At 63.7% G+C, this 21,561-nt stretch carries 13 protein-coding genes; all 13 read left to right on the top strand.

Going from position 1 to position 21,561, the window contains the following annotated elements:
* The first annotated feature begins 9 nt into the window (after nucleotides 1–9).
* The gene (locus tag ACTIFJ_RS08175) at nucleotides 10–2,997 is read left to right on the top strand and encodes a TonB-dependent receptor plug domain-containing protein (RefSeq protein ID WP_439533608.1); all 2,988 of its coding nucleotides are present in this window, start codon (nucleotides 10–12) and stop codon (nucleotides 2,995–2,997) included.
* 233 nt (nucleotides 2,998–3,230) lie between these two features.
* On the top strand, nucleotides 3,231–4,979 hold the full coding sequence (locus ACTIFJ_RS08170; RefSeq protein ID WP_439533607.1) for an amidohydrolase: 1,749 nt from the start codon (nucleotides 3,231–3,233) through the stop codon (nucleotides 4,977–4,979).
* 166 nt (nucleotides 4,980–5,145) lie between these two features.
* A complete protein-coding gene (locus tag ACTIFJ_RS08165; RefSeq protein ID WP_439533606.1) occupies nucleotides 5,146–8,085 on the top strand; it encodes a TonB-dependent receptor plug domain-containing protein in 2,940 nt (979 codons plus the stop codon).
* 66 nt (nucleotides 8,086–8,151) lie between these two features.
* A complete protein-coding gene (locus ACTIFJ_RS08160) occupies nucleotides 8,152–9,762 on the top strand; it encodes an amidohydrolase (protein ID WP_439533605.1) in 1,611 nt (536 codons plus the stop codon).
* A 1-nt stretch (nucleotide 9,763) separates the two neighbouring features.
* Nucleotides 9,764–11,416 (top strand): amidohydrolase, encoded by a 1,653-nt coding sequence (locus ACTIFJ_RS08155; protein WP_439533604.1) that lies wholly within the window; start codon nucleotides 9,764–9,766, stop codon nucleotides 11,414–11,416.
* A gap of 30 nt (nucleotides 11,417–11,446) precedes the next feature.
* Nucleotides 11,447–13,096: an N-acyl-D-amino-acid deacylase family protein gene (locus tag ACTIFJ_RS08150; protein WP_439533603.1), complete on the top strand. Its 1,650-nt coding sequence runs from the start codon at nucleotides 11,447–11,449 to the stop codon at nucleotides 13,094–13,096.
* 26 nt (nucleotides 13,097–13,122) lie between these two features.
* Nucleotides 13,123–14,829 (top strand): amidohydrolase, encoded by a 1,707-nt coding sequence (locus tag ACTIFJ_RS08145; protein ID WP_439533602.1) that lies wholly within the window; start codon nucleotides 13,123–13,125, stop codon nucleotides 14,827–14,829.
* Between the two features lie 23 nt (nucleotides 14,830–14,852).
* Nucleotides 14,853–16,565: an amidohydrolase gene (locus ACTIFJ_RS08140; RefSeq protein WP_439533601.1), complete on the top strand. Its 1,713-nt coding sequence runs from the start codon at nucleotides 14,853–14,855 to the stop codon at nucleotides 16,563–16,565.
* Between the two features lie 41 nt (nucleotides 16,566–16,606).
* On the top strand, nucleotides 16,607–16,927 hold the full coding sequence (locus ACTIFJ_RS08135; RefSeq protein WP_439533600.1) for an FtsB family cell division protein: 321 nt from the start codon (nucleotides 16,607–16,609) through the stop codon (nucleotides 16,925–16,927).
* 81 nt (nucleotides 16,928–17,008) lie between these two features.
* Entirely contained in the window at nucleotides 17,009–18,073 is a 1,065-nt protein-coding gene (gene pdhA / locus ACTIFJ_RS08130) for a pyruvate dehydrogenase (acetyl-transferring) E1 component subunit alpha (RefSeq protein ID WP_439533599.1), read from the top strand.
* On the top strand, nucleotides 18,070–19,461 hold the full coding sequence (locus tag ACTIFJ_RS08125; RefSeq protein WP_439533598.1) for a pyruvate dehydrogenase complex E1 component subunit beta: 1,392 nt from the start codon (nucleotides 18,070–18,072) through the stop codon (nucleotides 19,459–19,461). The genes pdhA and ACTIFJ_RS08125 overlap by 4 nt, the downstream gene beginning before the upstream one ends.
* Nucleotides 19,458–20,804, top strand: a complete 1,347-nt coding sequence (locus tag ACTIFJ_RS08120; RefSeq protein WP_439533597.1) for a pyruvate dehydrogenase complex dihydrolipoamide acetyltransferase — start codon at nucleotides 19,458–19,460, stop codon at nucleotides 20,802–20,804. Before ACTIFJ_RS08125 ends, ACTIFJ_RS08120 begins: the two co-directional genes overlap by 4 nt.
* On the top strand, nucleotides 20,801–21,561 hold a 761-nt coding region (locus ACTIFJ_RS08115), incomplete at its 3' end, for an FAD-dependent oxidoreductase (protein ID WP_439533596.1). The genes ACTIFJ_RS08120 and ACTIFJ_RS08115, both read left to right, overlap by 4 nt.

Below are 21,561 nucleotides of genomic sequence, written 5' to 3'. Positions count from 1 at the left end.
GGGAAAATCATGTCGACAAATACGCAAGCGATGAATTGTGGTGCGATCAGCCGGCGGCTGGCCTTCGCGACGGCCAGCGTGCTGGCGCTGTGCGTGGCCGAACAGGCGGTGCTGGCGCAAGTGTCACCCGAGCAGGTGTCGCAGACGCCGTCGGGCCTGGTGGTCGACACCGATGGTTCGGATAGCGGCGCAATTACAGTGACCGGCTCGCGTATTGCGCGCGATGGCTATACGGCGCCGACGCCGGTGAGCGTGCTGGGTGCAGCCGATATCCAGGCGCAGGCGCCACCGAACATTGCTGACTTCGTCAACCAGATCCCTGCGATCTCGGGAAGTGCCTCGCCGGCGAGCAGTACGGCCTCGCTGTCTGCGGGCAACGCCGGTATCTCCGCCATCAACCTGCGCAGCATCGGCACTGGCCGCACGCTGGTTCTGATCGATGGTCAGCGGTCGGTGGGCAGCAATGCGACCGGTCAGGTGGACGTGAACACCATTCCTCAGGCGCTGGTGGAGCGCGTGGAGGTGGTAACCGGCGGTGCGTCGGCGGCCTATGGTTCGGACGCCGTGGGCGGCGTGGTCAACTTCATCCTTCGCAAGGATTTCACCGGTCTGGAATTGAACGGTGATGTCGGTGAAACCACGTATGGCGACAATTTTAACTACAATCTGGTGGCGACGGCGGGTGTCAATCTGCTGAACGATCGCCTGCACATCATGGGCAACGCGCAGTATTTCAAGAGCGAGAGCGTTCCCGGCGGAACCCGCGAATGGGCCAAGCGCGGCACCCTGCTGATGCTGAACCCGGATTACACAGCGACAAATGGCGCGCCTGAATATCTCATTTCGGCAGGGGTTGGCCCGGCTCGTGTGACGCCGGGTGGCCTTGTGCTCAGTGGTCCGCTGCGCGGAACCTTCTTTGGTACGGTCAACCCAGCCACCGGCATCGCGTCGGTCGGCCAGCTGGTGTTTGGGCGTCAGCAAACCACGGCGGCACAGACGATGCTGGGCGGGGACTGGGAATATACAAGCCAGGGCTATGCGGGCTCGTCCTCGCTTGAGCCGGGACAGGAGCGGATTAGCGCCTTCGGTCGCGCGTCGTTCGATCTGACGCCGGACTGGAACATCTATGCCAGCTATAATTACAACAAGCAGACCAACGATAATGATTATCTGCAGCCGGTGAACGGCCTTACGGGTACGAGCACTACCGGTGGTCTGAACAATGCCGTGCGGATCGACAACCCGTATCTGCCGGAGTCGGTCCGGGCCGACATGCAGAGGCTGGGCCTGACCCGGCTGGAAGTCGGCACCTCCAACGCTGGCTTGCCGATTGGCGGCTCGCTCAACGTGCGTGAAGTCTATCGTATCGTGGGCGGCGTCAAGGGCTCGTTCGACCTGTTCAGCAAGAGCTGGAACGTCGATGCCTATTACCAGCGTGGCTTTTCGCGTATTCAGGAGCGGCTGACAAATACCTGGCTGTTGTCACGCGTGGCGCTGGCGTCTGATCCGGTGCGGGCACCGGCGGGCAATGCGCTCGGTGTGGCCGCGGGCACCATCGTCTGCCGCTCGACGCTGACCAACCCGACCAACGGCTGTATTCCGATGAACCGCATCGGGATCGGCGGTCAGTCGCCGGAATCGTACAACTATATTCTCAACGATGGCAACCAGCCCTACCGATTCCAGCGGTTGCAGCAGGATGTGGCGGCGTTGACATTCAGCGGCGAGTTGTTTGATCTGCCGGGCGGCCCGGCGGCGATCGCGCTGGGCGGCGAATGGCGCAAGGAGCAGATCGACGGCCAGGTTGATCCAGTCTTCAACAACGGCTGGCAGTACGGGAATTATCTGGTCAACAAGGGCTCCTACACGGTGAAGGAGGCCTTCACCGAGCTCTCGCTGCCGGTGTTCACGGGTGCGGAATTGAACGGTGCTGCGCGTGTGACGGATTATTCGACGTCCGGCACGGTGGCGACCTGGAAAGTCGGTGCGACCTGGCAGGTGATCGATGACCTGCGGCTGCGCGGCAGCTATTCGAGCGATATTCGGGCGCCCAACCTTGAAGAGCTGTTCGCGGCCGGCACCGGGCGTTCCAACTCGTTCCAGTTGCGTCTCCCGGGCTTGCCGACGCGGACAACCAATTTCCAGGAGCTGCGGACCGGCAATCAGGCCGTGCAGCCGGAAAAGGCGAAGAGCTGGACCATTGGGGCAGTGGCGACACCGACCTTTGCGCCGGGTCTTGCCCTGTCGGTCGACTATTATGAAGTGAAGATCACCGATGCGATCGGCGTGATCAGCGTCGAACAGACGGCCGAGCTTTGCTATCTGGAGAATGTTCAGTCCTTCTGCAACAATATCACGGCGGAACTGGACGCTCAGGGCAATCCCGTCTTCTTCCCGCAGATCATCATCTTCCCGACCAACTTCGCGTCGCAGGTCAACAAGGGCCTCGACATCGAAGCGTCGTTCCGCACGCCGATGGATGCGATCATCCCCGGCGCGCCGGGCAATCTGTCTCTCCGTGGTCTGTTCACCCATTATATCACGAACGCAACCGACGACGGGCGGACGCCGCCGCGGGAATCGGCTGGTGGTAATCTCAATGGCCCCGCGAGCTGGAATTATCGTCTGAGTGCCTTCTGGGATGCTGATCCGTTCACACTGAGCCTTGTGGGCCGTGGCTATAGTGCTGGTGTGACTGATCCGAACTTCTTCGAGTGCCAGACCAACTGCCCGGCGTCGACGGTGGCTTCCCGGACGATCAATGACAACAGCCTTCCGGGCGCGTTCTTCATTGATACGTCTATCGCCTACAAGATCCCGGTGCGGTCCAGCGAGGCTCAGATCCAGCTGACAGTAACGAACATCCTGAACCGTGATCCGGCGCAGGCCTATTATGGTCCGATCGGCGATCCGGCCATCGGTCAGCCGCCGGCGAGCCGGGTGATGGGTGATCGTCTGGGCCGGACCTTCCGCCTGAGCCTGCGTTTCAAATACTGACCTGTCTCCCCGCCACGCACTCGCGGGTGCGTGGCGGGCTGTTACCTCTTGTTTCTGCAGATTTCAGGGGATCAGTAGCCGGCATTATCATGCTGACTGCAACCTGCTGTTCCTGCATGCTAAATTGATGCGTTGCATAAAAGACAACGGATATGCGCCGTTGGCACCTTGTTGGTTTTGTGTCGGGCGGATGACAATAGCTGCAAGGGTCATGGGTGGGTCAAATTGCAATGATGAAATACGCTAAAATCGCTGGTCTGTCGGTTTCGCTGATGGTCGGCACGTCCGCCTGGGCGCAGGTGGCCGATGTGATTTACACCAATGGCAAGGTGGTGACCGTCAACGCCAAGAACGACATTGCCCAGGCAGTGGCCGTTTCCGGCGGCAAGGTGCTGGCCGTGGGCCGGGCGGCCGACATTGGCAAACTGGCGGGGGCATCGACGAAGATTGTCGACCTGGGCGGCAAGACGATGGTGCCGGGCTTCTATGACAATCACATCCACCTCGGCGAGGCGCTGATCCCATGGAAGTATAATTCCATGATCGGCGAGCTGCCCGAGTGGCTGGTCGGCGTGTACACGAAGCCGGCGCTGCTGGAGGCGTTGAAGGCGCAGGCCGCCAAGACGCCCAAGGGTGAGTGGATCGTGGGTGAAGTCTCCCGCGAGGAATGGCCTAATTCCAACCTGCCGACGCGCCAGGATTTCGACCGGGTGGCGCCCGATCACAAGGTGGTGATCGCGCGCGGGCCGCATACGCTGATCGTCAATACCAATGCATTGAGCGCCGCCGGCGTGACCAAGGATACCAAGCCCAAGGGCGGCGAGATCGTTCGCGACGCCAATGGCGACCCGACCGGCAAGGTGACCGAATCCGCGCGGCGGGTGATCTGGGGCGTCATGCCGAAGGAGAAGCTGCGTGGCGTGCTGCCGCCGCAGGAGAAGATGGCGCAGTGGACGAAGCTGCTGCAGCAGCTGGTGTCGCTGGGCATCACCAGCGCCAATGTGGCCGGGCTGCGGCCGGACGACTTTCCGATGCTCGAGGCCGTCTACAACAAGGATGGCGAGGCGCTGCCGCGGCTGACGACACAGTTCCGGGTGTCGCCGGGCACCGACTCATTCAATGACATGGAAGAGGCGGTGAAGGTGACGCTCGCCGAGATCGAGGCGTTCGATCCCAGGGCGGTCTACAAGCACCCGAAGCTGAAGATGGGCGCGATCAAGATGAGTATCGACGGCGGGCTGAGCGCGCCTGTGTTCTGGTCGACGCGGGGCTATGAGAATCATCCCGAGTTCAAGGGCGTGCAGCGGATCCCGGATTCGAACCTGTATCGTGTGTCGAAGCGCGCCATGGAGCTGGGCTGGCAGGTCGGCATTCACACCATGGGGGATGGGGCGGCCGAGATGACGGTCAACGAGCTGGGTCGCATCCTGGAGGTGATGCCGAAGGGAGATTATCGCAATTACCTGCACCATGTTGCGGTGAAGCCGCCCGAGGCGACGATCGACAAGATGGTCAAGTATAATATCGGGCTGGCCAGCCAGCCGGGGTTCCTGCTGTCGCTGGGGTCCTATGCCGATGAGGCGCTGGAGCCGGCGCGCGAGGAAACGCAGAATCCGGCCGGGTCGCTGGTCAGGAAGGGCGTCCGGGTGTCGTTCGGGTCCGACGCCGGGCCTTATGGGCCGATCGCCGGCATTTATGCCGCTGTCACGCGCAAGAGCTGGAACGGCACGGTAAAGGGATTGAAGGAAGAAGGGGTGAGTGTTGCAGATGCGCTACGCATGCACACAATGGAGTCGGCCTACTTCACATTCGATGAAAAGAATGTAGGGTCGATCGAGGTTGGAAAGGCGGCAGATTTTGCAGTCTTGTCGGCCGACCTTCTTACCGTTGACCCTGAACGAATTCAGGATATTGCCGTTGAGAGAACGGTTATTGCAGGGAAAGAAGTTTATAATAGAGCGCAGCAAGTTGCTGCTCGATAGTATGACGTTGTTGCTCGGTCGATATTAAAAATAAATAGATCGAATGCCTGGTTGCCTTGGGGAAAAGTTTTGTTTCGGCGACTATAAAAGGGGGTTTGCAACGATGTATGACGTGAAGTGTTTCGGTGTGTCCGGATCGAGCGGAATTGCCGCAATCAGTCGGCGGTTGGCGTTTGCGACAGCGAGTGTGCTGGCGTTGTGTGTCGCCGAGCAGGCGGCGATGGCCCAGGCGGCGCCGACGCCGGGTGATGCCGTTGCGCAGGCGGAGCCGGTCGAGGAGGCGGGCGCCATCACGGTGACCGGCTCGCGCATCGCGCGCGATGGCTATACGGCGCCGACGCCGGTGAGCGTGCTGAGCTCGGCCGACATCCAGGCGCAGGCGCCGCCCAACATCGCCGACTTCGTCAACCAGCTGCCTGCAATTTCGGGCAGCGGCACGCCGGCTTCCGGCACGGCCGCATTGTCCGCCGGGACAGCCGGCATCAGCTCGATCAATCTCCGGAGCATCGGTGCGAGCCGGACACTGGTGCTGCTCGATGGCCAGCGCTCGGTGGCGAGCTCCTCGACCGGCCTTGTCGATGTCAACACGATCCCGCAGGCACTCGTAGAGCGCGTTGAAGTTGTGACGGGCGGCGCCTCTGCGGCCTATGGCTCCGATGCTGTCGGCGGCGTGGTCAACTTCATTCTGAAGAAGGATTTCACCGGGCTGGAGCTTGTCGGCGATATCGGCGAGACAACCTACGGCGACAACCAGAATTACAATTTCACGGCGACGGCGGGCGCCAATCTGTTTGGCGACCGGCTCCATGTGATGGGCAGTGTTCAATACTTCAAGAGTGAAGGCATCGACTCGGTCGACCGCAAGTGGAACCAGAGCGGCAACTTCCTGATGCTCAACCCCGACTATGTCGCGGGAAATGGCGCGCCGGAATATCTGGTCACGCAGCAGGTCGGCCCGGCGCGGCTGTCGCCGGGTGGTTTGATCGTCGGCGCGACCACCAACACTGGTGCGAACGTGCTGTCGCCGCTGAGGGGCACCTATTTCGGGACGGTCAATCCGAATACCGGGCTGGCATCGTTGGGGCAGCTGACCTTCGGCCGCTCGGTCAGCCCGCAGGCGCAGTCGATGGTCGGCGGCGATTGGGAATATACCAGCCAGGGCTATGTCGGTTCAACGTCGCTGGAGCCGGGGCAGGAGCGGATCGGCGCCTTCGGCCGCGCGACCTTCGACCTGACGGACAATATCAGCGTCTATGGCAGCTTCAGCTACAACAAGCAGACCAACGACAATATCTATCTGCAGCCGGTGAATACCGGAAACCTGACGATTCAACAGGATAACGCTTTCCTGCCGCAATCGATCCGCGACCAGATGGTGGCGAACAATCTCCGGTCACTGACGATCGGGACGTCCAATGCCGGGATGCCGCTGGGCGGCTCGCTGAACGTTCGCGAGGTCTATCGTTATGTCCTCGGCGCGCGCGGCGATTTCAATCTGGGCGGGAAGTCCTGGAACTGGGACGCTTATTATCAGCGCGGCTTCACACGGGCCAATGAGGAGCTGACCGGCACATGGCGGACGGCGCGGATGAATGCGGCAACCGATGCCGTGTTCGCGCCGGCCGGCAATCCGGCTGGCATTCCGGCCGGCACAATTGCTTGCCGCGTCAACGTCGATACCAATCCGAACAACAACCAGCCGGGTTGTATTCCGCTCAACCGTATCGGCATCGGCGGACAGTCGGCGGATGCCATCAACTATGTGTTGAACGACGGGTATCAACCGCTTCGCTTCCAGCGTCTGCAGCAGGACGTGGCGGCGCTGACCTTCAGCGGCGAGCTGTTCGAGCTTCCCGGCGGGCCGGCGGCGATTGCTGTTGGTGGCGAATGGCGCAAGGAGCAGATCGACGGGACCGTCGATCCGGTGTTCAGCACCGGGTGGCAATATGGCAATTATCTGGTCAACAAGGGCCAGTACAACGTCAAGGAAGCCTTTATCGAGCTGGCGTTGCCCGTGTTCACCGGCGCCGAAATCAATGGTGCGGCACGTGTGACCGACTATTCGACCTCGGGCACGGTGGCGACCTGGAAGGTCGGCGCGACCTGGCAGGTGATCGATGATATCCGCTTCCGCGGCAGCGTGTCCCGTGACATCCGGGCGCCCAATCTGGGCGAGCTGTTTGCCGCAGGGACGGGACGGTCGAACACCGTGCAGCTGCGTATTCCGGGCGAAGCCGTGCGTACTGTCACCTTCCAGGAAAAGGCGACCGGCAATCCGCTGGTGCAGCCCGAAGTGGCACGGAGCTGGACGATCGGTGCGGTGGCAACGCCGACCTTTGCACCGGGCGTGGCGCTGGCGGTCGACTATTACCAGGTCAAGATCGTCGATGCGATCGGGACGATTACAGTGCCGCAGACGGTGGACCTCTGCTATTTGCAGAATGTCCAGGCGTTCTGCGACAATATCACGGCGACTGTGGTCAATGGTCAGATTGTCGACTTCCCGGAGATCGTCATCTTCCCGACGAATTTCGCGTTCCAGACCAACCGGGGCATCGATATCGAAGCCTCGTTCCGGACACCGATGGACGCAATCATTCCGGGGGCGAACGGCAATCTGGCGCTTCGGGCGTTGTTTACGCATTATCTGGAGAACAACACCGACGACACGATCAACATCCCGATCGACGCGGCCGGCAACAACTTCTCCGGTCCACCGAAGTGGAACTACCGCCTGAGCATGTTGTATGATGCCGATCCGTTCACGATCAGCCTTGTTGGCCGTGGCTATAGCGCTGGCGTCCTCGACAACAACTACGTCGAATGCCAGACAAATTGCCCGGCATCGACGCAGTTCAATCGTACGATCAACAACAATCAGCTTGATGGTGCGTTCTTCCTCGATACCTCGATCGCTTACAAGATCCCGGTGCGGTCGAGCGAGGCGCAGATCCAGTTGACCATCACCAACCTGCTTAACCGCGATCCGTCGCTGGTGCCGAATGGTCCGACCGGGGACAGCCTTTTCGCTTTCCCGCAGGCGAGCCGGCAGCTGGGCGATAGGCTTGGGCGGACGTTCCGCTTGAGCCTCCGGTTCAAATACTGAGGTGAGCAAAGCCGGCCGCTTTCGGGGAGAAGGCGGCCGGATCTTTGGGGGACAAGATTTGTGCGGATGACCATGGCATGGCTGGCGGTAATCGGGCTGGCAAATGCGAGTGGGGCTTTGGCCCAGGCTCCCGCTGCCGAGGCGATCAAGACGGACGGGTTTGCGCTGGTTGACGCCAATGCGGCTCGGATGGCGAAGATCAACGACGCCATCTATTCCTTTGCCGAAATCGGCTTCCAGGAAGTCAAGACGATCGGGCTGGTGACCGCCGAGCTGACCAGGGCGGGGTTCAAGGTCGAGACCGGGGTGGCCGGGATGCCGACCGCTTACAAGGCGGTCTATGGCAGCGGGTCGCCGGTGGTGGGGCTGATGTCCGACTTCGACGGGGTGCCGGGGACGTCGCAGCGGCCGACCTCGCTGGTGCATGATCCACTGGTGGAAGGCGCGCCCGGGCATGGCGAGGGGCATAATACCCATCAGCCGACGCTGGTTGGTGCGGCGATCGCGATGAAGGCGATGAAGGACAAGTACAAGCTGCCGGGAACGATCATCGTCTATGGCGGGCCGGCGGAGGAGTTGCTGGCGAGCCGCGGCTATATGAGCAACGCCGGGCTGTTCAAGGGCGTCGATGCGATCCTCGACGTGCATATAGGCACCGACATGGGCACCAGCTATGGGATGAACAACCTGGCGATCATCTCGGCGGAGTGGTCGTTCAAGGGGCGGACGGCGCATGGCAATTCGGCCTGGCAGGGGCGCAGCGCGCTCGATGCGGTCGAGATCATGAACGCGTCCACCAACTTCATGCGCGAGCATATCGATCCGCCGGCGCGGATGCATTATGTGATCCCGGTCGGCGGCAAGCAGCCCAATGTGGTGCCGGCCGATGCCAGCGTCTGGTATTATTTCCGCCATGTCTCGGCGGACCGGGCGTGGCAGCTGTTCGTGCGGGCGCGCAAGGCGGCGCAGGCGGCGGCGCTGGCAACCGAGACCAGCGTCCATGAGCGGATTTTGTCCGCATCCTGGCCGTTCGTCGGCAACAAGGAACTCGCGGAGCTGGTCGACGAGAATGTGAAGCTGGTCGGCATGCCGGCGTGGAGCGAGGCGGACCAGGCCTTTGCCCGGGCCTATCAGAAATCCATGGGCGTCGAGGTGACCGGGCTGCCGACGCAGGTGCGGTCGGTGACCGGATCGCGGCAGGGATCGAGCTCTTCCGATGCCGGCGACATGACCTGGCAGGCGCCGACGATGCGGCTGCGCATTCCGGCCAAGCCCGACGGCGAGCTGGCCGGGCACCACTGGTCGGCGGGGATCGCGCCGGCGACGCCGATTGCCCACAAGGGGATTGCGGCGGCGACCAAGGTGCTGGTCGCAACCTATGTCGACCTGGCGACCAAGCCGGAACGGCTGGCGGTGATCAAGCAGGGGTTTGCGACGCAGTTGGCCGGCTATCCGAAGTGGAAGAGCCTGATCCCGCCCTTTGCCGACCCGCCGATCCACCTCAACAAGGACGAGATGGCGCGATATCGGGAGAAGCTCAAGCCGTTCGAATATGACCCGAACTCGAAGCAGAGCTATCTGGAGATGATGAAGATTGCCTACCCGCCGGCGGAAGTGGAAGCCGGCGCCGGTAAGGCCTCCAACGCGCCCGGGGCGGGCGAGAAGAATGGAGGCTGACATGCGGCATCTGAAGCTTGCGCTCTGCCTTGGCGTGTCGTCGCTGGGGGCAGGGCCGGGGGCGGCACAGACCGCGCCGAACCTCGATGCGATGAAGGCCGAGGCCTATGCGGTGGTCGACCGCAATGCCGACCGGATGGGGCGCTACAGCGATGCCATCTACTCTTATGCCGAGATCGGCTTCCAGGAGGTGAAGACCATTGCGCTGGTGACCAAGGCGCTGCGCGATGCCGGGTTCACGGTGACGACGGGCGTTGCCGGGATGCCGACCGCCTATATGGCGACCTATGGCAGCGGCGGGCCGGTGATCGGGCTGATGAGCGACTTCGATGGGGTGCCGGCGACGTCGCAGATGCCGACGACGCTCGAGCATGCCGAGCAGGTGGAAGGGGCGCCCGGGCATGGCGAGGGGCATAATACCCACCAGCCGACGCTGATCGGCGCCGCGCTGGCGATCAAGGCGGTGAAGGACAAGCACAAGCTGCCGGGCACGCTGATCGTCTATGGCGGGCCGGCGGAGGAGTTGCTGGCGAGCCGCGGCTATATGCTGAAGGCCGGGCTGTTCAAGGACCTCGACGCGATGATCGGCGTGCATGTCGGCAGCGAATTCGGCGTTTCCTATGGGCTCAACAATTTCGGCAACGTGTCGGTGCAGTGGAGCTTCAAGGGCGAGCAGGCGCATGGGGCGCGGCCGTGGCAGGGGCGCAGCGCGCTCGATGCCGTGGAGCTGATGAACCTCGGCGCTAACCAGATGCGCGAGCATGGCTATGACCCTGATGACGCGCGCATGCATTATGTGATTTCCGATGGCGGCAAGCAGCCCAATGTGGTGCCGGCCGAGGCGACGGTCTGGTATTATTTCCGCGCCAAGACGCCGGCGATCGTGGAATCGATGCTGGAATGGACGCGCGATATCGCCAAGGGGGCGGCGCTGGGCACCAAGACGCGGGTGACCGAGCGGATATTGGCGGGGTCCTGGCCGTTCAATGGCAACAAGGCGCTCGCCGAGCTGGTCTCGAAGAACATCGAGGCGGTGGGGATGCCGGCGTGGAGCGACGATGATGTGCGCTTTGCCCGCTATTACCAGAAGGCGATGGGGGCGCAGGAAGAGGGGCTGCCGACCAAGGTCAGCCCACTGACCAGCGACCGGCAGAATGCCTCCACCAACGATGCCGGGGATATCACCTGGAACCTGCCCTATGTGCAGTTCTACATCCCGGCGAAGCCGCCGGGCGCGCTGGCCGGGCATCATTGGTCCAGCGGGATCGGGCCGGCGACGCCGGTGGCGCACAAGGGCATTGCGGCGGGATCGAAGGCGATGGCGGCGAGTGTCATCGACCTGATGACCAATCCGCAGGCACTGGCGGCGATCAAGGCCGACTTCAAGACCGAGATGGCGCGCTGGCCGAAGTGGCGGAGCCTGATCCCTGACAGCGCGACGCCGCCGACGCATCTCAATGTCGAGGAGATGGCGCGGTACAGAGAGGCGCTGAAGAAGTTCGAATATGATCCGAATTCGAAGCAGACGTATCTGCAGTTTCTCGGCGCGGCCTATCCGCCGCGCGAGCCGACGACGGCGATCGGGCGGGCCTCGAACCTGCTGGCGCCGGACCAGGGCAAGTCTTCGATCGAATGGGACTGGACCAAGCAATAGCCACGACGACCGTGGACGAGGAGAATGGGCATGACGAAGAAGACCTTGTTCATGGCAGCGGCGGCGCTGGCGATTGCGGCGCCGGGATGGGCGCAGAATTATGACGTGCTGATCACCGGCGGGCGGGTCGTCGATGGGACGGGCAATCCCTGGTACAAGGCCGATGTGGCGGTGTCCGGCGGCAAGATCGTCGAGATCGGCAATCTGAAGGGCAAGACGGCCAAGCGGGTGATCGACGCCACCGGGCATGTGGTGTCGCCGGGGTTCATCGACCTGCATACCCATAGCGACATGCCGTTGCTTGAGGACGGCAATGCCGAGAGCAAGATCCGCCAGGGGGTGACGCTCGACGTGCTGGGCGAAAGCTCGTCGCCGGCGCCGCGCGACGGGCTGCCGATCCGCACCTCGAACGGGGTGACCGACGACTGGCGGACCTTCACCGACTATTGGGCCCGGCTGCGCCAGAAGGGCGTGTCGATGAACGTCATCAGCCACGCGGCGTTCGAGCAGACCCGGCTGGTAGTGATGGGCTATAGCGAGGCGCCGGCCGATATGGCGCAGCTCGACCGGATGAAGAAGCTGATGGCGCGGTCGATGGAGGAAGGCGCCTGGGGGATGGTGCTGCGCTTCGAGAGCGGCGGGCCGAAGTGGCCGGGCGAGGTGATCGAGCTGGCCAAGGTGGTCCGCCAATATGGCGGCAACGTCACCGCGCATATCGGCTCGGAAGGGTTCGAGCAGGACAAGGAGCTGGACTTCGTCGCCGAGATGGCGCGCAAGGCCGAGGTGCCGGTGCACATCTTCCACTACAAGATCCGCGGCAAGCGCAACTGGGACAAGCAGCCCCATTATATCGAGCGGATCAACGCGATGCGCGCCGAGGGTCTGCCGGTCACCGTGGACCAATATCCGTATACGGCGATGAACCATGGCTGGAACGTGTTCTTCCCGGTGTGGGCGCGGGCCAAGGGGCCCGACGAGTTCGCCCGGCTGCTGAAGGACCCGCCGGCGCGCGAGCGGATGAAGGCGGACAAGGATTTCAAGGACTGGGTGCATGAGCACGGCGATGCGGAAGGCATCATGTATGCCCGCTCGAGCGTGCCCGAGCATGCGGCCTATCTGGGCAAGCGGCTGTCCGAGATCGCCAAGATGCGCGGCGATGCCGACCCGATGGAGACCTGCGTCCAGCTGATGTCCGAGGCCGGCGGCAACATCGGCGGCATCTTCTTCGCGATGTCCGACGAGAATGTGAACATGGTCATGCGGCAGCCATGGACGGCGATTTCAAGCGACGCCGGAGCGCTGAACCTGACGGCGGCGGGCTTCCCGCATCCGCGCACCTTCGGCAGCGCCTCGCGGGCGCTCGGCAAATATGTGCGCGAGGACAAGGTGCTGACGCTGGAGGATGCGGTCAGGAAGATGAGCAGCTATCCGGCGGCGATCCTCGGGCTGACCGGGCGCGGGCAGGTGCAGACCGGCTTCATGGCCGATCTGGTGGTGTTCGATCCGGCGACGGTCAAGGACACCGCGACCTATGACAAGCCGAAGTCCTATCCGGTGGGCGTGCCCTATGTGCTGGTCAACGGCGTGCTGGTGGTCGACAAGGGGCAGCATACCGGGGCGCGGCCCGGGCAGGTGCTCTACGGCAAGGGGACGAAGCCTGAGCTGACGTTCAAATACTGATCGTCCGGAACGAGGGAGAAGGGTCGATGCGCGCTATGCAGTCCCGGCGGCAGTTTCTCTCCCGGACAGGGGGGGTGGCGATGGCCGGGGGCTGCATGTTCAGCCCGTTGCTGGCCGCCGAGGCCGGCGAGGCCGACCAGATCATCCATAATGCCCGGATCTACACCGTCGATGACCGGATGCCGACGGCGTCGGCAATGGCCATCAAGGGCGCGATGATCATGGCGGTGGGTGACTATGACACTCTGCGCGGGCTGGCGGGCAAGACGACGCGCATCGTCGATGCGAAGCAGATGACGATCGTGCCCGGGTTCATCGACTGCCACAACCATCCGATCGGCGAGACGCTGGTGTACGAGGTGCTGGTCGGTAATCCCTATCAGGTTGAGTTCGTTACCATCCAGTCGATCATAGACAAGCTGAAGGCGCGGTCGGCGACGACGCCGGCGGGGACCTGGGTGGAGGGGCATTTCTTCGATGACACCAAGGTCAAGGACAAGCGCCAGCTGACGCGGCTCGACCTCGACAAGGTGTCGACCGTGCATCCGGTGGTAGTGCGGCATCGCGGCGGGCACACCAGCTTCTACAACAGCAAGGCGCTGGAGATGGTCGGCTTCAAGGACGGCATGCCCGATCCCTTTGGCGGGACCATCGACAAGGGGCCGGGCGGGGTGCTGACCGGGCGGGTGACCGACCGGGCGCGGACGCCGTTCAACAGCGTCGGCGACCGGCCGAAATATAGCCAGGCGCAGATCGAGGAGCGCAGCCGCCGGGGGATGGCGCACATCTCCAAGCGGCTGGTCGAATATGGGCTGACCGGCGTTCACCACCAGGGCGGCGATCTGGCGGCGATCCAGGCGATCCGGGCGAGCGGCGAGCTGCTGCACCGGGTCAGCTACGAGACCAACAGTGCGATGCTCGATGCGATGATCGCCAATGGCATCCAGACCGGTCTGGGGGACGAGTGGATCAAGTTCGGGGCGACCTCCGAACATGGGGTCGACGGCTCCTTTTCCGAGCGGACGATGGCGATATCGACGCCGTACAAGGGCACCAATCCGCCCTATTATGGCAATATCACCGAGAGCCAGGAGGTGCTCGACGCCTGGGTGGAGAAGGTGCATCGCGCCGGCGTGCAGGTGAACTGCCATGCCAATGGCGATGTGGTGATCGACATGGTGCTCAACGCGGTGGAGCGGGCGCAGAAACTGTATCCGATCGCCGATGCGCGGCCGAAGATCACCCATTGCACATTGATCAACGACGGGCTGGTCAAGCGGATAAAGCAACTCGGGGCGATCCCGGCGCCATTCACCTCCTATGCCTATTATAATTCGGACAAGTTCGCCTTTTACGGCGAGGAGATGATGAAGAACTGCATGGCGTTCCGCAGCTTCCTCGATGCCGGGATTCCGGTGTGTGCGGGCTCGGACTTTTTTCCGGGGCCGTTCTCGCCGCTGATGGGGATGCAGGGGATGGTGACGCGCAAGGGCTGGGATGGCCAGACCTGGGGCGCCAACCAGCGGGTGAGCGTGGCCGAGGCGCTGAAGATCAACAGCTACAACGGCGCCTATGCCTCGAAGGAAGAGCATATCAAGGGCTCGATCACGCCCGGCAAGCTGGCGGATTTCGTGATGCTGGCCGACGATCCGCACCGGGTCGATCCGGAGACGATCAAGGACATCAAGATTGTGCAGACGGTGACCGGGGGTCGGGCGGTCTATCAGGCCTGACATTTTTCAATGGGGATGACATCATGAACAAGGTTTTCGATCGTCGCAGCTTCCTGATGCGCAGCGGGGCAGGGGGCGTGGCCTTTGCCGGGGCGTCCCTGTTCAGCCCTTTGCTGGCCGCCGAGCCGGGCGAGGCGGACCTGATCGTCCATAACGCCAAGATCTACACGGTCGACGACCGGATGCCGACGGCGTCGGCGATGGCGATCAAGGGGTCGCAGATCATGGCGATCGGCAGCTATGACAATCTGCGCGGGCTGGCGGGGAAGACGACGCGGATTCAGGACGCCAAGCAGATGACGATCGTGCCGGGCTTCATCGACTGCCACAACCATGGGCGGGGCGATGTGCTGGTCTATGAGGTGCTGGTCGGCAATCCGTTCGTGGTCGAGTTCGTCACCATCCAGTCGATCATCGACAAGCTGAAGGTGCGCGCCGCGGCGACGCCGCCGGGGACCTGGGTGGAAGGCTTTTTCTACGACGATACCAAGGTGAAGGATGGCCGGCAGGTCAATCGCCAGGACCTCGACAAGGTGTCGACCGTGCATCCGGTGGTGGTGCGCCATCGCGGCGGCCACACCAGCTATTACAACAGCAAGGCGCTGGAGATGGTCGGCTTCACGGACGGCATGCCCGATCCGTTCGGCGGCACCATCGACAAGGGGCCGGGCGGGGTGCTGACCGGGCGGGTGACCGACCGGGCGCGGACGCCGTTCGAGAAGGTCGGCGACCGGCCGAAGTATACCCAGGCGCAGATGGAGGAGCGCGGGCGGGCAGGCTTTGCCCATAGCTCCAAAAAGTTCGTCGAATATGGGCTGACCGGCGTCCATCACCAGGGCGGCGACCTGGCGGCGATGCAGGCGGTGCGGGCCAAGGGCGATTTGCTGCACCGGGTAAGCTACGAGACCAGCGGGCAGGTGCTCGAGGCAATGATCGCCAATGGCATCCAGACCGGGCTGGGGGACGAGTGGATCAAGTTCGGCGCAACCTCCGAGCATACGATCGACGGCAGCTTCTCCGAGCGGACGATGGCGATTTCGACGCCGTACAGTGGCACCAACCCACCCTATTTCGGCAATCTGACCGAGACGCAGGAGGTGCTCGATGCCTGGGTGGAGAAGACCCACCGGGCCGGTGTGCAGGTCAACTGCCATGCCAATGGCGATGTGCCGATCAACATGGTGCTGAACGCCTTCGAGCGGGCGCAGAAACTGTACCCGATCGCTGATGCGCGGCCGAAGATCACCCATTGCACGCTGATCAACCCGGGCATTTTGCAGCGGATGAAGGCGATGGGCGTGATCCCGGCGGTGTTCACCTCCTATGCCTATTATAATTCCGACAAGTTCGGCTTCTACGGCGAGGAGATGATGAAGAACTGCATGGCGTTCCGCAGCTTCCTCGATGCCGGTATCCCGGCCTGCGCAGGGTCGGATTTCTCGCCGGGTCCGTTTGCGCCGCTGATGGGCATCCAGGGGATGGTGACGCGCAAGGGTTGGGACGGCAAGACCTGGGGTGCGAACCAGCGGGTCAGCGTGGCCGAGGCGATCAAGATCAACAGCTTCAACGGCGCCTATGCGAGCCGCGAGGACAAGATCAAGGGCTCGCTGACGCCGGGCAAGCTGGCCGATTATGTCGTGCTGGCCGAAGATCCTCACACGATTGATCCGGAGAAGATCAAGGATATCAAGATCGTCCAGACGGTGACCGGCGGCCGGGCGGTGTACGAGGCCTGAGAGTTCTTGCCGCTGCGGGCGCGGCGCGGTATCGCTGCGCCATGCAGGGTACGGCAGGCATTTGGGGCTATCTGAAACGGGCGATCATCCCGGCGATCTGCATCATGCTGGTGATTTATTTCCTCAGCTTTGCGATCGGCGGGCCGACCGGCGTGCTGTCCTGGCGCGGCTATCAGGCCGAGCGCAAGGCGCTGGCGGCGCAGGTGGCGGCGCGAGCCGAGCAGAAGGCGTCGCTCGAACGGCAGGTCGAGCTGCTCGATCCGGCCGGCGTCGACCCCGATCTGGCCGACGAGCTGGTTCGCCGCAACCTCAATGTGGTGCGGCCGGACGAGGTGATCGTGCCGCTCGACGAGGAAAACTGACCGCTCCCAATTGTGCAACAGGGCTTGTGGGCAGGGGCGAATGGCTTCTATACCAAGGGGACTTGTTGGGAGTCTGAGGCCATGGCTGCAACGTCAGCGTCACGCAAACGTACCGAAACGGTGAAATCGGACGGGTTGCTGCGCAATTGGCCTCGGCCTGACGAACCGCAGCGGTACAAGGCATCGGGCGAGGAGCTGCTCGAATATTATCGGCAGATGCTGCTGGTGCGCCGTTTCGAGGAGCGCGCCGGGCAATTGTACGGCATGGGAATGATCGGCGGCTTCTGCCACCTCTATATCGGCCAGGAGGCCGTGGTGGTGGGGATGCAGGCGGCGCTCCGGGAAACCGATTCGGTTATTACCGGTTACCGCGACCATGGCCATATGCTGGTGGCGGGAATTTCCGCCAAGGCGGTGATGGCCGAGCTGACCGGACGTGCGGCGGGGATTTCCGGCGGCAAGGGCGGCTCGATGCACATGTTCTCTGTGGAGCATGGCTTCTACGGCGGGCACGGGATCGTGGCGGCGCAGGTGCCGCTGGGGACCGGGCTTGCCTTTGCCCACAAGTACAAGGGCGATGGCGGGATTGCGGTAACCTATTTCGGCGACGGCGCGGCCAATCAGGGCCAGGTCTATGAGAGCTTCAACATGGCTGAGCTGTGGAAGTTGCCGGTGGTGTTCGTGATCGAGAACAACCAATATGCGATGGGGACCAGCGTCAATCGCTCCTCGTCCGAGGACCAGTTGTACCGGCGGGGCGAGAGCTTCCGGGTGCCGGGGCTGCAGGTCGATGGGATGGACGTGCTGGCGGTGAAGGGCGCCGCCGATGTCGCGGTCGACTGGGTGCGCAGCGGCAAGGGGCCGATCCTGCTCGAGATGAAGACCTATCGCTACCGCGGCCATTCGATGAGCGATCCGGCGAAATACCGGTCCCGCGAAGAGGTGGCGGCGATCCGTGAGAAATCCGATCCGATCGAAGCGCTGAAGAAGGCGCTGGTCGATGGCGGCCATGCCGATGAGGCGGGGCTGAAGGACATGGACAAGGCGGTGCGCGCCGAGGTGACCGAGGCGGCGGACTTTGCCGAGGAGGCGCCCGAGCCGGGCATGGGCGAGCTTTATACCGATGTGTTGCTGGGGCAATATTGATGGCTGAGATCAAGCTTCCGGCAATGTCCCCGACGATGGAAGAGGGGACGCTGGCCAAATGGCTGGTGAAGGTCGGCGATGTCGTGCAGCCCGGCGCGGTGCTGGCCGAGATTGAAACCGACAAGGCGACGATGGAGCTGGAAACCGATGACGGCGGCACGGTGACGGCGCTGCTGGTCGAGGCCGGCACCGAAGGGGTGGCGGTCGGCACGGTGATCGCGACGCTTGCGGGCGAGGGCGAGGAAGAGGCGCCGGCGAAGGAAGAGCCGCCGGAGGAGACGCCGGCGAAGAAGGAGCCGCCGAAGGAGGAGCCCGCCAAGGAGGCGCCACCGAAGGAGGCCGAGGCGCCCAAGGAGGCGAAGAAGAAGGCTGAGCCGGTGCAGGCGGCGGCAGGGATGCGGCGGCAGACGGTGCGCGAGGCACTGCGCGATGCAATGGCTGAAGAAATGCGCGCCGACGACCGGGTGTTCGTGATGGGCGAGGAAGTCGCCGAGTACCAGGGCGCCTACAAGGTGACGCAGGGGCTACTCGAAGAGTTCGGGGCGATGCGGGTCGTCGATACGCCGATCACGGAATATGGCTTTGCCGGGCTGGGCGCCGGGGCGGCGATGGGCGGGCTGAAGCCGATCGTCGAGTTCATGACCTTCAATTTCGCCATGCAGGCGATCGACCATATCATCAATTCGGCGGCCAAGACGCTCTACATGAGCGGCGGCCAGATGCGCTGCCCGATCGTGTTCCGCGGGCCGAACGGTGCGGCGTCGCGGGTTGGCGCGCAACACAGCCAGAATTACGGCCCCTGGTATGCGAGCGTGCCGGGTCTGGTGGTGATCGCGCCCTGGTCCGCGGCCGATGCCAAGGGGCTGCTGAAGAGCGCCATCCGGTCGCCCGATCCGGTGGTGTTCCTGGAAAACGAGCTGCTCTACGGGCAGAGCTTCGACGTGCCCGAGGGCGACGGCCCGGAGGATGAGCACGTCGTGCCGATCGGCAAGGCCAATGTCGTGCGCGAAGGGGCCGATGTGACGCTGGTCAGCTATTCGATCGGCGTCGGCGTGGCGATGGAGGCGGCGAAGGCGCTGGCCGACGAGGGGATCGACGCCGAGGTAATCGATCTGCGGACGTTGCGGCCGCTCGACACGGCGACCGTGCTGGCGTCGCTGGCGAAGACCCACCGGATGGTGGTGGTGGAGGAAGGCTGGCCAGTTTGCTCGATCTCTTCCGAGATCATCGCGGTGGCGATGGAGCAGGGCTTCGATGACCTCGATGCGCCGGTGCTGCGGGTGACCAATGTCGATGTGCCGCTGCCCTATGCCGCGAACCTGGAAAAGGCGGCGCTGGTGAATGCGGCGGGTGTGATTTCGGCTGTGAAGAAGGTGTGCAACCGATGACCGATGTGACGATGCCGGCGCTGTCTCCGACGATGGAATCGGGGACGCTGTCGAAATGGCTCGTGGCGGTGGGCGACACGGTGAAGTCCGGCGACGTGCTGGCCGAGATCGAGACCGACAAGGCGTCGATGGAATTTGAATCGATCGACGAGGGCGTGGTTACCGAGATCCTTGTCGAGGCGGGGACCGAGGAGGTTGCTGTCGGCACGGTGATCCTGCGGCTGGCGGGCGAGGACGAGGCGCCGGCACCCAAGGCCAAGGCCCCGCCGAAGGCCGAAACGAAGACGGAAGAGAAGGTGACGGAGAAGGCGCCGGAGAAGACCGAGAAGGAACCGGAGAAGCCATCCCCGAAACCGGAGCCGAAGGCGGAAGCGCCGGCCCCGAAGGCGGCGCCGGCGCGCGCCGAGGGCGAGCGCGTGGTGGCGTCGCCGCTGGCGCGGCGCGTGGCGGCGGCGAGCGGGATCGACCTGTCGACGGTGACGGGCTCGGGTCCGGGCGGGCGCGTCGTGCTGGCCGATGTCGAGGCGATGGGCTCGGCGCCGGCGATGGAGGCGGGCAAAGTGGCGCCGGCTGGATCGCCTGCGCCGGCGCCGGCTCCCGCGGCCGAGAAGCCCGCCGTTGCCAAGCCGGCGGCGGTCGAGCCGCTGGCCGATGTGCCGCACCGGGTCGAGAAGCTCGGCAATGTCCGCAAGGTGATCGCGCGGCGGCTGACCGAGGCCAAGCAGTCGATCCCCCACATTTACCTGACTGTCGATGTGCAGCTCGATGCGCTGCTGGCGCTGCGCGGCCAGCTCAATGCGGCGCTGGCACCGCGCAACATCAAGCTGTCGGTCAATGACATGGTGATCAAGGCGCTGGCGCTGGGGCTGCGGCAGGTGCCGACCTGCAATGTCAGCTTCGCCGGCGACAATCTGATCGTCTATGACCGCGCCGATATCTCGGTGGCGGTGGCGGCGCCGTCCGGGCTGATCACGCCGATCATCGTCGGGGCCGATGCCAAGCCGATGTCGGTGATCGCCACCGAGATGAAGGCGCTGGCCGAGAAGGCGCGCGAGGGCAAGCTGCAGCCGCATGAATATCAGGGCGGCACCGCGTCGCTCTCCAACCTCGGCATGTTCGGCATCAAGGCGTTCGATGCGGTGATCAACCCGCCGCAGGCGATGATCCTGGCGGTGGGCGCCGGCGAGAAACGCGCGGTGGTGGTGGACGACGAACTGCGCGTCGCCACGGTGATGAGCATTACCGGCAGCTTCGACCATCGGGCCATCGACGGCGCCGACGGGGCGCAGCTGATGCAGGCGGTCAAGGCCTTGATCGAGGCTCCTTTGGGATTGGTGGCATGAGCGAGAATTTTGACCTGGTGATCCTCGGCTCCGGGCCGGGGGGCTATGTGGCGGCGATCCGCGCGTCGCAACTCGGCATGAAGGTGGCGATCGTCGAGCGCGAGAAGCTCGGCGGCATCTGCCTCAACTGGGGGTGCATCCCGACCAAGGCGCTGCTGCGGTCCTCCGAGATCTACCATTATATCACTCATGCCTCGGCCTATGGGCTGAGCGTGGAGAAGCCATCATTCGATCTCGCCAAGGTCACCGAACGCTCGCGCAAGGTGGCGGGTCAGCTCAATTCGGGCGTCAAGGGCCTGATGAAGAAGAACAAGGTGACCGTCGTCGAGGGCAATGGCGTGCTGACCGGGGCGACGCAGGTGACGGTCGATGGCAGCCGGGTGCTCGAAGCCAAGAACATCATCGTCGCGACCGGCGCGCGGGCGCGCGACCTGCCGGGCGTGGCGGCGGACGGCAAGCGGGTCTGGACCTATCGCCATGCGATGGTGCCGCCGGAGATGCCGACCAAGCTGCTGGTGATCGGCTCGGGCGCCATCGGCATCGAGTTTGCCAGCTTCTATTCGGACATGGGCGCCGAAGTGACGGTCGTCGAGATGCTCGACCGGATCCTGCCGGTCGAGGATGCCGAGGTGTCGGCGTTCATGGAGAAGGCGCTGGTCAAGCAGGGGATGAAGATCCTGACCGGGGCCAAGGTGTCCGACGTCAAGCCGGGCGCCGACGGTGTGTCGGCGACGATCACCGCCAAGGACGGCAAGGC

The organism is Polymorphobacter sp., assembly GCF_051860865.1.
Classification (GTDB): Bacteria; Pseudomonadota; Alphaproteobacteria; order Sphingomonadales; family Sphingomonadaceae; genus Sandarakinorhabdus.
This window is presented reverse-complemented; position numbering and strand designations above follow the sequence as displayed.